A 14,602-nucleotide genomic window follows, 5' to 3' on the forward strand; every position below is an offset into this window, starting at 1 on the left:
GCACCTCCCGTGGGGATCGGTTTGGCGCCGGCGACGTAGACTGCCGACTTCTCTCCAACAGCACTGCATCGCTGAGCGTTAGCGCGGAGAGGCTCACCAGCGTGAATCACATCGCCATCGGGTCGGGGAATTGACCAGCCCCCATCGAGTGATCCAGGGGGAATTTTAGTGGGCCATCGCAGCCGCGCCTGCTCCTGAGCTGATCTGCGACCTGGCCATTGGCACCGTCTCTGGGGCGGGCGGGCGGTAACCCAGCGATGAGTGCGGCCGTACCCGGTTGTAGTGCCGGCGCCATTCCTCGATCAGCACCTGGGCTTCCTTGAGCGTGTTGAACACCTCGCCGTTCAACAGCTCATCGCGCAGCTTGCCGTTGAAGGATTCGACGTACCCGTTCTCCCAGGGACTGGCCTTCTCGATGTAGGCCGTCCGCGCACCGACGCCGGCGATCCACGCCTTCACGGCCTCGGCGATGAACTCCGGCCCCTGGTCCGAGCGAATATGCGCGGGCGTCCCGTGCGCTAGGAACAGGTCCGCCAGCACGTCGATCACGTCCGACGAGCTCAGCCTGCGCGCCACGCGGATCGCCAGCGCCTCACGCGTGAACTCGTCCACCACGCACAGCATCCGGAACTTCCGCCCATCCCGTGTCCGGTCCTCGACGAAGTCGTAGGCCCAGACGTGGTTCGCCCGCTCCGGCCGCAGCCGGATGCAGGAGCCGTCCACCAGCCACAGCCTACCGCGTTTCGGCTGCCGCTGCGGCACCTTCAGCCCCTCCCGGCGCCAGATCCGCTCGACCCGTTTGCGGTTCACCGCCCAGCCGGCGTCCCGCAGCAGTGCCGTGATCCGCCGATAGCCGTACCGCCCGTACCGCTTCGCCAGCTCGATCATGTCGGCGGTCAGCGCGGCTTCGTCGTCGGATCCTCGAGGCGCCTTCCGCTGCGTCGATCTGTGCTGCCCCAGCACCGCGCAGGCCTTCCGCTCCGACACGCCAAGCTCGCGCATGACATGCTCGACACAGGCCCGACGCCGCGCGGGGCTCACCACTTTCCCGATGCGGCTTCCTTCAGAATGACCTTCTCGAGCGTCAGGTCCGACACCGCCTTCCGAAGCCGCGCGTTCTCCCGCTCCAGCTCCTTCAGTCGTCGCACCTGGTCCAGCTTCAGTCCGCCGAACTCCGCTCGCCAGCGATAGTAGGTCGGCTCCGTCACCCCAATCGCCCGCACCGCATCGGCCACCGTCTTCCCCTGGCCGACCAGCACCTCCGCCTGCCGCAGCTTCGCGACAATCTCCTCCGGCGTGTGCGCCTTCTTCCTCGCCATCCCCAACCTCCCCTCGCTGCCGCCGGGATACATCACCGACGGACCGCTTCTACGGGGTCAGGTCAGAATCCCCAGCGTGAGTCACGGCCCGCGGGAGTTGGTATTATGCGCCGCGCGACCTTGGGGACGGATCAACGATCCGCCGAAATGAGAGATTGCTGGGGCAATCGCATTACTGAATTTCGGCGGCACCGGCCGGAAAACAAGACCTGAATTCAACAGCTTAAGCTTGAGGGTAAAATCGGCCCACCCTCAAGGTTCGGAGACTCTCTGCTCTCTCCGGCCGAAATAGCACGGTGGTTGCGCCGTCGAACCATCAAGGTTCACCCGCAGACCGCGGCCAAACCTGCGCCTCAGCGCGGCGCCCGGATCAGGAGAGACAGGTTGTGAGAGAGAAGAATGGAGCGGGCGAAGGGATTCGAACCCTCGACCCCGACCTTGGCAAGGTCGTGCTCTACCCCTGAGCTACGCCCGCTTACCGGCTTGCGCCGATAGGGTATTCACCGAATGGAGCGGGCGAAGGGATTCGAACCCTCGACCCCAACCTTGGCAAGGTTGTGCTCTACCCCTGAGCTACGCCCGCGCTCCGTCTCGGTGGCGGGCTTTTGGCACAGGGAATCAGGCGTCGCAACCCCTCCTCATGTCAGTTTCGCGCCACCCGAGGTTTTTGCATGGGCGTTCCCGGGCGCGCCTGTCTTGCCGATACCGCCCCGCATCTGTCACACCCTGTCCATGAGCACCGCCGACGCCCCGTCCCGCCCGGTTCCGGCCATTTCCGGCCCGCCGCCCCGCCTCCTCTGCATCCAGGCCCCCTATTACGCGGCCGTCGTGGAAGGCATGCGCCAGGGCGCCCTGGAGATGGCCACCGAGGCCGGGGCCACCATGGAAACCGTGGACGTGGCGGGCGCCTTCGAACTGCCCGCTGGTCTGCGCCTGGCCATCCAGTCCATGGCGACGGGCGGCACCTATTGGGATGGCGTGCTGATCCTGGGCTGCGTCGTGAAGGGCGATACTGACCATTACGACCATATCTGCCGCGAGGCCTGCTCCGGCGTGATGAACATCACCACCGAAACCGGCTTTCCCGTGGGTTTCGGGCTGCTGACGGTCCATTCCCTGGCCCAGGCCGAGGAACGCTCCGCCCCCGGGCCGCACAACAAGGGCAAGGAAGCCATGTTCGCGCTGCTCAGCCAGATCGCGCTGCGCCGCCAATGGGGGCTGGCATGAGTCAGGTTCCCAAGGGCCGCCCCCGCACCGGGGCGCGCGTCGCCGCCGTCCAGGCCCTGTTCCAGTCCGAGGCCAGCGGCGAAAGCCCGGAGACGGTGCTGAACCAGTTCCTGCGCCACCGCATCGGCCCCCAGGCGGGCGAAAGCTTCGATGACGGCCGCGTGGCGGAGGCCGATTCGGGCCTGTTCGTCTCCATCATGCGCAAGGTGGGCACCAACAGCGTCGACCTGGACGCGATCATCAGCACCCACCTGGCCACCGGCTGGCCGCTGGCCAAGCTGGACCCGGTGCTGCGCGCCCTGCTGCGCGCCTCCGCCGCCGAGCTGCGCGACGGCAAGGAACCGCCCGCCCGCGTGATCATCCGCGAATATCTGGACATCGCCCACGGCTTCTTCACCGGCGAGGAACCCCGCTTCGCCGCGGGCGTGCTCGACGCCCTGGCCCGCACGCTGCGCCCGTCGGAGTTCGGGGGGTGACCCTGCCGGCCGAGTTCGCCCTCATCGCCCGGCACTTCCGGCCGCTGGCGGGTGAGGGCGCGCTGGGCCTGCTGGACGACGCCGCCCTGCTGACCCCGCCCCCGGGCCGGGAGCTGGTGCTGGCCGCCGACGCCATGGTCGCGGGCGTGCATTTCCTGCCCGATGACCCGCCGGAGACGATCGGCCGCAAGCTGCTGCGGGTGAACCTGTCGGACCTCGCGGCGATGGGCGCCGACCCGCTCGGCTATCTGCTGACCATCGCCCTGCCCCATGGCACGCCCGATTCCTGGCTGGCGGCCTTCACGCAGGGCCTCGCGCTGGACCAGGCCGAATACGGGCTGTCCGTGCTGGGGGGGGACACCGTCTCCACCCCCGGGCCGCTCTGCCTGTCGCTGACCATCCTGGGCACGGTGCCGCCCGGCCAGGCGCTGCGCCGCGCGGGCGCGCGCCCTGGCGATGAGCTGTGGGTGACCGGCACGATCGGCGACGGGCATCTGGGCCTGGCGGCCGCGCGCGGCACCCGGCCGGACCCGGATGGCTATCTGGCCGGGCGCTACCGGCTGCCGCAGCCGCGCCTTGCCATCGGCCGGGCGCTGCGGGGGGTGGCCACCGCCTGCATGGATGTCTCCGATGGGCTGGTGCAGGACCTGGGGCATCTCTGCCGGGCCTCAGGTTGCGGCGCCGTCATCCAATCGGGGCTGGTGCCGCGCTCGGCCGCCGCGCTAGGCGCTGATATCGCGGCCCTTATCACCGGCGGGGATGACTACGAACTGCTCTTCGCCACCGCCCCCGGCACCCTGCCCCAAGGCATGGCCGCCACGCGCATCGGGCACTTCACGGCGGCTTCCATGGATGTTGTTGTGCTGGACGATGCCGGCCGGCCCCTGCCGCTGACACGGCAGGGATGGAGCCATGTCTGACACCACTCTCGATACCGGCGCCGAGCGGCGCATGCGCATCACCGTCTGGCGGCTGTTCTTCTGCCAGGCCCTGATGCAGGCCTCCGTGGTGGGGCAGGTCGCCATGTCGGGCATCGTGGGCAGCACGCTGTCGGGCGATACCTTCCTGGCCACCCTGCCCATGGCGCTGCAGATGCTGGCGGTCATGCTGGCCTCCATCCCCGCGGGCATCATCTTCGCACGGCTGGGGCGCAAGGCGGGGTTCAACCTGGGCGCGCTCGCCTCCTTCGCCGGCAGCGTGCTGTTCGCGGCGGGGGTCTATCAGTCCTCCTTCCTGATCTACTGCATCGGCTCGGGCTTCGCGGGCATCGGCTTCGGCATCGCCCAGCATTACCGCTTCGCGGCGGCCGAGGTGACCCCCCCGGCCTTCCGCGCCCGCTCCATCTCCCTGGTCATGACCGGGCCGATCTTTTCCGCCGCCATCGGGCCGGAGATCGTAAAGGCCACGCATGACCTGCTGCCGCCCTTCATCTTCCTGCCCACCTATCTGGTGCTGGCCTGCCTGCCGCTGCTGTGCCTGATGCTGCTGGCCGGCACCGCCCTGCCCGCCCCCGCGCCGCGCCCCAAGGTGGCGACCCCGGTGCGGGAGATCCTGGCCCGCCCCGCCTTCGTCACGGCGGTGATCGCGGGGCTCGTCGCCTATGGCACCATGAACCTGATCATGACGGCCACCCCGCTGGAGATGCGGCTGTGCGGCTTCGCCGTCACGGCGCCGGTCACGGTCATCCAGTGGCACGCCATGGCCATGTACGCGCCGGGCTTCGTCACCGGCCGCCTGATCACCCGCTTCGGCATCCGCCCCGTCATCATGGCGGGTGTCGCGCTGAACATCGCCTGCGTCGCCGTGACCATGAGCGGCGAGAGCTACTGGCACTTCATCGCCGGGCTGATGCTGCTCGGCGTCGGCTGGAACTTCATGTTCGTGGGGGCGACCGCCCTGCTGGCCACCGCCCACGCCCCGCATGAGCGTATCCGCGCCCAGACCACCAACGACCTGATCGTGTTCGGCACCGTGGCCTGCACCGCCCTGCTCTCGGGCGTGGTGCACGGCACGCTGGGCTGGTCGGCCCTGAATGCGGGCGTGCTGCCGGGGCTGGTCGTGGCGCTCGCCCTGATCGCCTGGCAGCAACGCCAGGCCTCGCGAAAGGTATCGCCGGCATGATGCACTACCCCACCTGGAAGGCCCGTTACGACGGCGTGACCGGCTGGTTCTCCGACATGTCGGCCGGCATCATGGATGCCTTCCTGGATTTCCAGGACCAGAAGGGCGTGCCCGGCGACATGATGGAGATCGGCGTGGCCTATGGCCGCTCCGCCCTGCTGATGAACCTGCACACCCAGCCGCGCGAGCATTTCATCGGCGTGGACTGCAACGCCCCCCTGCTGGAACAGGCCGCCGAGCAGCTGCGCGCCCAGGGCACCGGCCAGGTCATTACCCATGGCTGCGAATCCCAGACCCTGTCGGCCGAGGATTTCCGCCCTGGCTCCGTCCGCTTCATGCATATCGATGGCGACCACGGGCGCGGCGCGCTGATGAACGACCTGACCATCGCCAACCAGGTGGTGGGGCCCGAGGGCATGCTGGTGCTGGACGATTTCCTGGCCCCGCAATTCCTGCCCGCCACCGCCGGTGTGTTCGAATGGCTGACCCTGCACCCCAAACGCTTCGAGATCGTGCTGGCCGGCCACAACAAGGCCTATCTGGCCCGCCCCGAGGCGGCGCGGGACTATCTGTTCTTCATCCGCGACCAGCTGCCCCAGGCGTTGCGCGCGCGCGGCACCACCGATTTCACCTTCTGGCGCATGTCCGAACCCGAGGATTGGCGCGGCTTCGGCGTCGCCGGCCGGCAGTGGGACCGGGATTTCGTGGGCCTCAAGGAAGATGTGAACGAGCCTGAAGGCCCGCCCAGCGAGCGCTTTGTGATCTTCTGATCACGGTTTGATATTTCTCAAGCGCAACGGCCTCGGTCTGACATTTGTCAAATCGGTCGCACGCGGCTGCGGTCATAACTGCGCTCACCATCTGAGGAATCAGAATCCGTGAGCTTCAATTTCATCTCTCCGCCGGAACCGGACTCCAACCGGAAGCTGGCTTGGCTGCTGATTTCGCTGGCGCTGTATGTCGGCGTGCTGTTGCTGCCCACTCCCGCGGGCCTCACCGCCTCCGGCCAGGTTGCCCTGGGCCTGCTGGTGCTGGTCATCGTGCTGTGGATCAGCGAATGCGTCTCCCCCGCCAACAGCGCCATCGTGCTGGTGGGCATGGCCGTGCTGGGGTTGATGGGCAAGCCCCTGCGCGCGGGCGGGCCGCCGATGACCTCCACCGCCGCGCTGAACTCCATGCTGACGGGCTTTTCCTCCACCGCCGTGCTGCTGGTGGCGGCCGCCCTGTTCCTGGCCGTGGCGCTGAAGCTGACAGGCCTCGACCGCCGCGTGGCGCTGCTGGTGATGAGCAAGGTCGGCATCTCCCGCTCGCGCCTCATTCTGGGTGCGATGCTGGTGGGCTTCGTGCTGGCGCTGTTCATCCCCTCGGCCACCGCGCGCGTGGGCGCCGTGATCCCGATCATGGTGGGCATCGTGACCGCGCTCGGCCTGCCGGCCGCGAGCAGCCTGGGTGCCACGCTAATGATCGTGACCGCCGCCGCCTGCTCCATCTTCAACATGGCGGTGAAGACGGGCGCGGCCCAGAACCTGATCAGCCTGAACTTCATGCAGCAGGCCTTCGGCCACAACATCACCTGGGGCGAGTGGTTCATCACCGCCCTGCCCTTCACCCTGGCCATGTGCGTGGTGCTGTATTTCGCCGCCCTGTTGATCCTGCGCCCGGATGTGCCCGCCAAGGAGGAAGCCGAGGCGCGCCTGCGGGAGGAACTGTCCAAGCTCGGCCCCGTCAGCGCCGCGGAATGGCGGTTGATCGCGGTGGCGGTGCTGCTGCTGCTGCTGTGGTCCACCGAGGGCATGCTGCACCCCTTCGACACCACCACCACCACGCAGCTGGGCATCGCGCTGCTGCTGATGCCGCGCATCGGCGTGATGCACTGGGCCCAGGCCGAGAAGCTGATCCCCTGGGGCACGGTGGTGCTGTTCGCCGCCGGTATCTCGCTGGGTACGCTGATGGCCACGACGGGCGCCGCCGCCTGGCTGGCGCAGACGACGCTCGGCCAGTTGGGCCTCGGGTCGCTGCCTGTCTATCTGGTGGTGGGCGCGCTGTCCCTGTTCAGCATCGTGCTGCATCTGGGCTTCGCCTCGGCCACGGGCCTGGCCAGCACGCTGATCCCGATCATGGTCGCCTTCGCGCAGACCCTGCCCTATGGCAAGGAAACCGCCTTCGGCATCGTGCTGATCCAGAGCTTCGTCGTCTCCTTCGGCTTTATCCTGCCGACCAACGCACCGCAGAACATGCTGTGCTACGGCACGGGCGCCTTTTCCATCGCGCAGTTCGCCAAGGTGGGCGTGGTCGTGACCGTCGCCGGGCTGGGGTTGATCGTGCTGTTCTCCGCCACGATCTGGCCGATGATGGGGGTGCTGTAAGCATGTCCGGCAAGGTAGGCATCATCGGGGCGGGACAGGTCGGCGCTTCGGCAGGCTTCCTCCTCTCCTTCACGCCCGGCGTGCGGGAGGTGGTGCTGGTGGACCTGGACATGGCCCGCGCCACCAGCGAGGCCGCGGACATCGCCCATGCCGCCGCCTTCGCCCACAGCGGCCTGGTGCGGGGCGGCGACTATGCCGAGCTGGCGGGGGCCGATGTGGTGGTCATCACCGCCGGCGCCAACCTGAAGCCGGGCCAGACCCGGCTCGACCTGCTGGCGATCAACGCCAAGATCGTCTCCGGCATCATCGAGAAGGTGCTGAAGGCAGCCCCGGATGCGGTGCTGCTGTTCGCCACCAACCCGGTGGACGTGATGCCGGCACTGGCGGTGCGGCGCTTCGGCCTGCCGCCGGGGCGGGCCATCGGCACCGGCTGCGCGCTCGATTCCGCGCGCTTCCGGGACCGGCTGGCGCGGCAGTTCGGGCTCTCGCCCACCTCGGTCCATGCCTATGTGCTGGGCGAGCACGGGGATTCCGAGGTGCTGCACTGGTCCGGCGCGCGGGTGGCCAGCCTGCCGCTTTCCCACTTCGCCGCGCATGTGGGCATGCCGCTGACGGCGGAATTGCAAGCCACCATCGCGCAGGAGGTGCGGACCTCCGCCTATCGCATCAAGGAAGGCAAGGGGGTATCGAATTTCGGCATCGGCGGCTGCATCGCTCGGCTGACCCAGGCACTGGTCAATGACGAGCGCACGATCTTCACCGTCTCCACCCTGATGGATGAGGTGCTGGGCGTGCCGGAGACCTGCATATCCCTGCCGCATGTGCTGGGGGCACGCGGTGCCTCGGCACCGCTGATGCCGGACCTGGACGCCGCCGAGACCGAGGCGCTGCGCCACAGCGCAGGGGTGCTGCGCGAGGCGATCGCGCATGCGCTGGGCAGTTAGGCGGCGGGGGCTTCGCCCCCGGGCCCTCAGTCAGGGGCGCTGCCCCTGACCACCCCGCAAAGGGTTGTAACAACCCTTTGAACCCATGGATTGGCGCCTTACCTTGGCAGGTGGGGCGCCATTTTCGTTATAAAAATCAATGAAAAACACCTTGGCACTGTATGGCGCCAAACTCATGGGGTGCAGGGGCCTTTCGGCTCCTGCCGGGGGTCCAGGGGGCGGCGCCCCCTGGTGGCCGCGCCCCGCTCAGCGCCCGTAGACAGCCTTCGCCGTCTCGGCCGAGATCAGCCCATCCTCCACATCCTGGCGCACCAGCGCCGGGTCGCGTTCCGTGGGTGCGCCCATGCCGCCGCCGCCGGGCAGGTGCAGCACCAGGTGCCGCCCCTTCGGGATCACCTGGAAGCCTTTGCTGCGCAGCGCGATGCCGTTGGCGTCATCCAGCAGCACCAGCCCGCCCGCGCCCTCGCCGCCGCCGAAGCGGCCCTTCGGCGCGTTCGCCACGCGGTCGAAGATGGCGTTCACGGCGAATTCGGCATTGCCCTTGGTGCCGATCTCCATGATCTGGCCGAAGCCGCCGCGCGTGCGGCCATGGCCCGCGCTGTCCGGCCGCAGCTCCTTGCGCCAGAAGATCACGGGGGCGACGTTCTCGGTCGCCTCCACCGGCATGGTCCGCACGCCGGAGGGGAAGGCGATGCCGTCCATGCCGTCCTTCATGGGGCGCGCGCCGGTGCCGCCGGAATTGAAGGTGATGATCTCGAAATCATCCACCTCGGCATTCTGGCCGCTGACCTGGCTGCCGCCGCGCAGGGGCGGGTTCCACAGGCAGGAGCTGCCCTCGGCGTTCACCCGGCCTGGCACGGCCTGGGCCAGGCAGCCCATCATCAGGTCCGGCAGCAGCTGGCCCACGATGTGGCGCACGCTGACCGGATAGGGGCGCGGGGCGTTCAGGATGCAGCCCTCCGGGATCTCCATCCGGAAGGGCAGCAGGCTGGCCCAGTTGTTCGGGATCTCGGGCGCCACGACGCATTTGATGCCGAAGCAGGAATAGGCACGGCAATAGGCGGGCGGCACGTTGATGCCGCGGCTGGACAGGCCGGAGGTGCCGGTGAAATCCACCACCACCTCATCCTCGCGCACCGTCAGCGCGGCATGCAGCGCCACCGGCGCCTCATAGCCGTCCGAGTGGATCTCGGCCACATAGGTGCCCCTGGGCACGGCGTTGATCGCGGCCCGCGTGGCGGTGATGGAGGCATCGAAGATGTATTCCGCCAGATCGCCGAGGCCATCCAGCTTGTACTCCTCCAGCATCTCCGCCAGGCGCTTGGCGCCCGCGTCGTTGCAGGCGCACAGCGAGTAGATGTCGCCTTCCAGCTCCACCGGAGTGCGGCTGCCGACGCGGATGAAGTCGAAGAAGGTCTCGTTCGGCTTGCCCTGGTCGAAGCACTTCACGATCGGGATATAGAGCCCTTCCTCGAACACCGAACGGCCGTCGGGGCCCATGCCCAGGCCGCCGATGTCGATGATGTGCGCCGTGTTGGCGAACAGGCCCACGATCTTGCCATTGTGGAAGGCGGGCGTGACCACGGTCAGGTCATGCAGGTGCCCGGTGCCAAGCCACGGGTCGTTGGTGATGTAGTGGTCGCCCGGCTTCATGCCGGCGGCGGGGAATTTCGCCAGGAAGTGGCCGACGCTCTCGGCCATGGAGTTCACATGGCCCGGCGTGCCGGTCACGGCCTGGGCCAGCATGCGGCCTTCCAGGTCGAACACGCCGGCCGAGAGGTCACCGGCCTCTCGCACCGTGGTGGAGAAGGCGGTGCGGATCATCACCTGCGCCTGTTCCTCCACCACCGCGATCAGGCGGTTCCACTGGATCTGGCGCTGGATCTGTTCGAGTGCGGACATGGGCTCAGCCCTCCTTCACCAGTTCGAGATAACCGAGGCCATCCACCGCGCAGGTCCAGCCCGGCCCCACCAGCGTGCTGGTCTCATCCTCGGCGATGATGGCGGGGCCATGCACCTTGGCCCCCGGCGCCATCTCGTCACGGGCATAGATCGCCCAGTCCCGCACCTCGCCGCTCGCGGTATCGCGCACCTGCTGGTGGCGGATGGGCTTCGGCGCCGGCGCCGCCTCGGGCTCGGCCACCGGCTCCGCCTCATCCACCAGGGTGGAGACGGTGACGGCGAAGCTCATGATCTCCACATCGCTGCCCGGCACCGGCCGGTCATAGAAGCGGGCGTATTCGGTGTCATAGGCGGCGCGCAGGTCGATCACATCCTGCTCGGACAGGTCCCGCGCCGGCATCACCACCGCGATCTCATGCCCCTGGCCGACATAGCGCATGTAGGCGATGCGGTGCTCGGTGGTCTCGGCACCGAAGCTGCCATTGGCCACCACGCGCGATGCCTCAGCGGACATGTCGCCCAGCAGGCCGTTCACCGCCGCGCGGTCGAAGCTGGCAAAGCGCTGGTACAGGCTGCGCACCACCTCATAGGCCACCGGCGCGCGCAGGAAGCCGATGGCGCTGCCCACACCGGCGCCCGAGGGCACCAGCATGCGGTTCACGCCGATCTTCTCGCACACGCGATAGCCATGCACGGGCCCGCCGCCGCCGAAGGCCACGACCGCGCGCCCCTCATAGGTCTTGCCGCTTTCGATGGCATGGACGCGGGCCGCATTGGCCATGTTCTCGTCCACCATCTCCACCACACCGAGGGCCGCCATCGGGGCCTCCAGCTTCAGGCCGCGCCCCACATGCTCCGCCATGGCGGCGGCCGCGGGTTCGGGGTGCAGGGCCAGGTTGCCGCCCGCGAAGGTCGCGGGGTCATAGCGGCCGAGCAGCAAATTGGCGTCCGTCACGGCGGGCTTGTCGCCGCCTCGGCCATAGCAGGCGGGACCGGGGTCGGAACCCGCACTCTCGGGGCCCACCTGGATGCGGCCCATGGCGTCGATCTTGGCCAGCGAACCGCCGCCCGCGCCGATCTCCACCATTTCGATCACGGGGATGCGCAGCGGCATGCCCGAGCCCTTCTGGAAGCGGCCGATGCGCGCCACCTCGAACACCCGGCTCGCCTGCGGAGTGAATTCGTCGATCAGGCAGACCTTGGCCGTGGTGCCGCCCATGTCGAAGGACAGCACCTTCTCCCACCCCTTCTGCCGCGCGACGAAGGCCGAGAAGATGGCCCCGCCCGCAGGCCCGCTTTCCACCAGCCGGATCGGGAAGCGCGAGGCGGTCTCGATGGTGGTCAGCCCACCGCCCGACAGCATCATGAACACCGGGGCGGTCAGCCCCATCTCGTTCAGCCCCTCACGCAGCCGCGCGAGGTAGCCGGCCATCAGCGGCTGCACATAGGCATTGGCGACGGTGGTGGAGAAACGCTCCCACTCCCGCATCTCGGGCGAGACCTCGGAGGAGATGGAGATCGGCGCCTCGGGCCACACCTCGCGCACGATCTCGGCCGCGCGCTTCTCATGGGCCGGGTTCACGAAGCCATGCAGGAAGCCGATGGCGATGGCCTGCATGCCTTCCTCGCGCAGGAAGCGCGCGGCGGCGGCCACCTGGGCCTCGTCCAGCGGGCGCAGCACCTGGCCGGTGTTGTCCAGGCGCTCAGTCACCGTCACGCGGTGGCGGCGGCGCACCAGCGGCTTCGGGATCTCGATGTTCAGGTCATACTGGTCGTAGCGGCTCTCATTGCCGAGTGCCAGCACGTCCCGGAAGCCCTCGGTGGTGATGAAGCCGGTGGGGGCACCCTTGCGCTCGATGATGGCGTTGGTCGCCAGCGTCGTGCCATGGATCATCACCGCGATGTCGGCGGGCGTGAGGCCCGCGCGGGCCAGGGCCACCTTCACCCCCTCCAGCACGCCCAGCTCCGGGGCGCGGGGGGTGGTCAGCACCTTGGCCGTCCAACGCTGGCCGCCTTTCTCCACCGCGACATCGGTGAAGGTGCCGCCGATATCGGCGGCGATGCGGGCGCGGCTGTCCGCCGCTGTAGTCTCGCTCATTGAGTCACGTCCTGAAGCCAACGGGTGATCACCTGGCAGGCGAGCGCGAAATCCTCGAAGCGCATCGCCTCATGCGGGTTGTGGCTGCCGTTCTGGTTGCGAACGAACAGCATGGCGGCGGGCACGCCCGCCTGGGCGAAGGCGGCGGCGTCATGCCCCGCCCCCGACGCCATCGAAAGATGGGCGATGCCCAGATCATCGGCCGCGCGCGCCAGCCCCGCGCGGATGCCCGCATCCATGATGGAGGGCACGGAACCGCTCTCGGGCCCGAGTTCGAAACGCACGCCACGCCGCGCCTCGATCTCCGCGATCAGCTGGTGCAGGCGCGCGACCACCAGGTCGCAATTCTCCATGTTCACCGAACGGATATCGAGGCTGAACCGCACCTCGCCCGCGATCTTGGTGAAGCCGGCATCGGCGTTGGTCGCCATCTCGCAGAAGGTGACGACCATGGGCCGGCCCTGGGTGTCCAGCTCGCACCAGTATTCGTCCAGCCGGTGCGCCAGCTCGGCGGCGGCGATCACGGCGTCATGGCGGTATTTGCGGGCGGTGGCGCCGGAGTGGTTGTACTCGCCCACCACCTTCGCGGCCCGGAAGCGGCGGCTGCCCGGAATGCCGGTGACGATACCCATCGGCACGCCCTCGCCTTCCAGCGTCGGCCCCTGCTCGATGTGCAGTTCCAGGAAACCCGCGACATTGTGCGGGCCGATCACCTTGCGGCCAGCCTCGGCGAAGGCCGGGTCGAAGCCTTCCTCGCGCATGTGCTCGGCCAGCGTCCGGCCGGAATCGCTGCGCTTCACCAGCAGGTCGGCGGGCTTCAGCATGCCCAGCGCCCCCCGGCTGCCGGGGTAGGAGGTGGGGAACCAGGCCCCCGCCTCCTCGGCGCGGATGCACATCACGGTCACGTCCTGCGCCGGGGTGTAGCCAGCCTGGGCCAGGCCCGCGACGGCGGCGAGGCCCGCCAGCACGCCCGCGGCGCCATCGTAGTTGCCACCCTGGGCCACGCTGTCCAGATGGCTGCCCAGCAGGATGGCGGGGCGGGAGCGGTCGGCCCCCGGCAGGGTCAGATACTGGTTGCCCACCGGGTCCACCCGGCGTTCCAGGCCCAGGCGCTCGCCCTCCTCGGCCATCAGCGCATGGGCCATGGCCTCGCCGGGGCCATAGGCGGTGCGGGTGATGCCCACGCCGTCGAAGCTGCGCTCCCGCAGGGTATCGAACAGGCGCGCGGCCAGATCGGTGTCGGGGGCGAGGTTGGTGCTCATCAGAAGCCCCGCACCATGCCGCCATCGATGCGGACGATCTCGCCCGTCATGTACGCCGCGACCGGCGAGGCCATGAAGGCGATGGCCGGGCCGAATTCCTCGGGCTTGCCATAGCGCTGGGCGGGGATGGTCTTGCTGCGCTCGGCGATCACCTCATCGACCGTCTTGCCGCTCTTGCTGGCCAGGCCCGCCGCGGTTTCCAGGCTGCGGTCGGTGCGGATGGCGCCAGGGGCGGCCACATTCACCGTCACGCCATCGCCCGCCACCTCGGCCGACAGGGTCTTCAGGTAACCCAGCAGCGCGGCGCGCAGCGTGTTGGACAACACCAGGTTCGGGATCGGCTGCTGCAGACCCGTGCTGCCGATGCTGATGATGCGGCCGAAGCCGCCCGCCCGCATGCCCGGCAGCAGCTTCTTCACGATATGGATCGGGCCCTGGACGATGCGCTGGAACCAGGGGGCCAGGTCATCCTCCTTCATGTCCACCGCGCTGCACGGCGGCGGGCCGCCATGGTTCAGCACCAGGATGTCCACGCCGCCCAGCGCCGCCACGGCGCCATCGGCCAGCTTGTCCATATCGGCATTGCTGGCGACATCGGCGGGAATGCCCAGGGCCACGGGCGCACCCAGGGCCACCAGCCCGGCCGCCACCTTGTCCAGGCTCTCCTGGTTGCGGCCGCTGATGACCAGCGACACGCCCTCGCGCGCCAGCGCCTCGGCGGCGGCCAGGCCCAGACCCTTGCTCGCGCCCATGACGACGGCGCGCTTCCCCTTCAGGCCGAGATCCATGATTCTTCTCCCGTGTGTGGGCGCGGACGATCCATCAGCGGGCCCCGGGTGGCAAGCCTGGGGGGCGCGGCTATTCTCGCGCCGAAGCCAAGGAAGTGC

The 14,602-nt window shown here is 68.8% G+C and carries 12 protein-coding genes and 2 tRNA genes; 7 read left to right on the top strand and 7 right to left on the bottom strand.

The genetic code is table 11. The annotated features are described in order from the left end of the window. Positions 1-165 precede the first annotated feature (165 nt). The 3 genes from GT007_RS01845 to GT007_RS01855 all read right to left on the bottom strand — a co-directional run bounded on the left by GT007_RS01845 (position 166) and on the right by GT007_RS01855 (position 1,902). Positions 166-1,319, bottom strand: a protein-coding gene (locus GT007_RS01845; protein WP_160119848.1) for an IS3 family transposase whose coding sequence is annotated in 2 segments (ribosomal slippage) — positions 166-1,052 and positions 1,052-1,319 — 1,155 coding nt in all. Because the reading frame shifts where the segments join, the coding sequence is not laid out codon by codon here. A gap of 400 nt (positions 1,320-1,719) precedes the next feature. Then, a tRNA-Gly gene (locus tag GT007_RS01850) sits at positions 1,720-1,794 on the bottom strand. A gap of 33 nt (positions 1,795-1,827) precedes the next feature. Continuing rightward, positions 1,828-1,902 (bottom strand) — tRNA-Gly (locus GT007_RS01855). A 149-nt stretch (positions 1,903-2,051) separates the two neighbouring features. Here GT007_RS01855 and ribH point away from each other — a divergent pair. The 7 genes from ribH (at position 2,052) to GT007_RS01890 (ending at position 8,453) form a co-directional block, all read left to right on the top strand. Continuing rightward, on the top strand, positions 2,052-2,546 hold the full coding sequence (ribH, locus tag GT007_RS01860; RefSeq protein ID WP_160119849.1) for a 6,7-dimethyl-8-ribityllumazine synthase: 495 nt from the start codon (positions 2,052-2,054) through the stop codon (positions 2,544-2,546). After that, positions 2,543-3,022 (top strand): transcription antitermination factor NusB, encoded by a 480-nt coding sequence (nusB, locus tag GT007_RS01865; RefSeq protein WP_236571443.1) that lies wholly within the window; start codon positions 2,543-2,545, stop codon positions 3,020-3,022. The genes ribH and nusB overlap by 4 nt, the downstream gene beginning before the upstream one ends. Then, complete coding sequence (gene thiL / locus GT007_RS01870) at positions 3,019-3,942, top strand: thiamine-phosphate kinase (protein ID WP_160119851.1); 924 nt, start codon at positions 3,019-3,021, stop codon at positions 3,940-3,942. The genes nusB and thiL overlap by 4 nt, the downstream gene beginning before the upstream one ends. Beyond that, entirely contained in the window at positions 3,935-5,143 is a 1,209-nt protein-coding gene (locus GT007_RS01875) for an MFS transporter (RefSeq protein ID WP_160119852.1), read from the top strand. The genes thiL and GT007_RS01875 overlap by 8 nt, the downstream gene beginning before the upstream one ends. Then, the gene (locus GT007_RS01880) at positions 5,140-5,913 is read left to right on the top strand and encodes a class I SAM-dependent methyltransferase (RefSeq protein WP_160119853.1); all 774 of its coding nucleotides are present in this window, start codon (positions 5,140-5,142) and stop codon (positions 5,911-5,913) included. The genes GT007_RS01875 and GT007_RS01880 overlap by 4 nt, the downstream gene beginning before the upstream one ends. A gap of 108 nt (positions 5,914-6,021) precedes the next feature. Then, the gene (locus GT007_RS01885) at positions 6,022-7,509 is read left to right on the top strand and encodes an SLC13 family permease (protein WP_201451766.1); all 1,488 of its coding nucleotides are present in this window, start codon (positions 6,022-6,024) and stop codon (positions 7,507-7,509) included. Positions 7,510-7,511: 2 nt separating this feature from the next. Continuing rightward, a complete protein-coding gene (locus GT007_RS01890; RefSeq protein WP_160119854.1) occupies positions 7,512-8,453 on the top strand; it encodes a lactate/malate family dehydrogenase in 942 nt (313 codons plus the stop codon). Between the two features lie 246 nt (positions 8,454-8,699). Here GT007_RS01890 and GT007_RS01895 read toward each other — a convergent pair whose 3' ends face one another. From GT007_RS01895 to GT007_RS01910, 4 genes are read right to left on the bottom strand one after another with little or no spacing between them, the layout of a single operon-like run. Then, positions 8,700-10,355: a hydantoinase B/oxoprolinase family protein gene (locus GT007_RS01895; protein ID WP_160119855.1), complete on the bottom strand. Its 1,656-nt coding sequence runs from the start codon at positions 10,353-10,355 to the stop codon at positions 8,700-8,702. A 4-nt stretch (positions 10,356-10,359) separates the two neighbouring features. Then, complete coding sequence (locus tag GT007_RS01900; RefSeq protein WP_160119856.1) at positions 10,360-12,453, bottom strand: hydantoinase/oxoprolinase family protein; 2,094 nt, start codon at positions 12,451-12,453, stop codon at positions 10,360-10,362. Continuing rightward, the gene (locus GT007_RS01905; protein ID WP_160119857.1) at positions 12,450-13,715 is read right to left on the bottom strand and encodes a Zn-dependent hydrolase; all 1,266 of its coding nucleotides are present in this window, start codon (positions 13,713-13,715) and stop codon (positions 12,450-12,452) included. The genes GT007_RS01900 and GT007_RS01905 overlap by 4 nt, the downstream gene beginning before the upstream one ends. Next, positions 13,715-14,503, bottom strand: coding sequence for an SDR family oxidoreductase (locus tag GT007_RS01910; RefSeq protein WP_160119858.1), 789 nt, complete (start codon positions 14,501-14,503; stop codon positions 13,715-13,717). Before GT007_RS01910 ends, GT007_RS01905 begins: the two co-directional genes overlap by 1 nt. Between the last annotated feature and the right edge of the window lie 99 nt (positions 14,504-14,602).

Source organism: Rhodovarius lipocyclicus (genome assembly GCF_009900765.1).
GTDB classification, from domain to species: domain Bacteria; phylum Pseudomonadota; class Alphaproteobacteria; order Acetobacterales; family Acetobacteraceae; genus Rhodovarius; species Rhodovarius lipocyclicus.

Coding starts and splice junctions, on each gene's coding strand:
- GT007_RS01890 (WP_160119854.1), top strand. CDS start 7,512: ATGTCCGGCAAGGTAGGCATCATCGGGGCGGGACAGGTCGGCGCTTCG.
- GT007_RS01875 (WP_160119852.1), top strand. CDS start 3,935: ATGTCTGACACCACTCTCGATACCGGCGCCGAGCGGCGCATGCGCATC.
- GT007_RS01905 (WP_160119857.1), bottom strand. CDS start 13,715: ATGAGCACCAACCTCGCCCCCGACACCGATCTGGCCGCGCGCCTGTTC.
- GT007_RS01880 (WP_160119853.1), top strand. CDS start 5,140: ATGATGCACTACCCCACCTGGAAGGCCCGTTACGACGGCGTGACCGGC.
- nusB (WP_236571443.1), top strand. CDS start 2,543: ATGAGTCAGGTTCCCAAGGGCCGCCCCCGCACCGGGGCGCGCGTCGCC.
- GT007_RS01900 (WP_160119856.1), bottom strand. CDS start 12,453: ATGAGCGAGACTACAGCGGCGGACAGCCGCGCCCGCATCGCCGCCGAT.
- GT007_RS01895 (WP_160119855.1), bottom strand. CDS start 10,355: ATGTCCGCACTCGAACAGATCCAGCGCCAGATCCAGTGGAACCGCCTG.
- GT007_RS01910 (WP_160119858.1), bottom strand. CDS start 14,503: ATGGATCTCGGCCTGAAGGGGAAGCGCGCCGTCGTCATGGGCGCGAGC.
- ribH (WP_160119849.1), top strand. CDS start 2,052: ATGAGCACCGCCGACGCCCCGTCCCGCCCGGTTCCGGCCATTTCCGGC.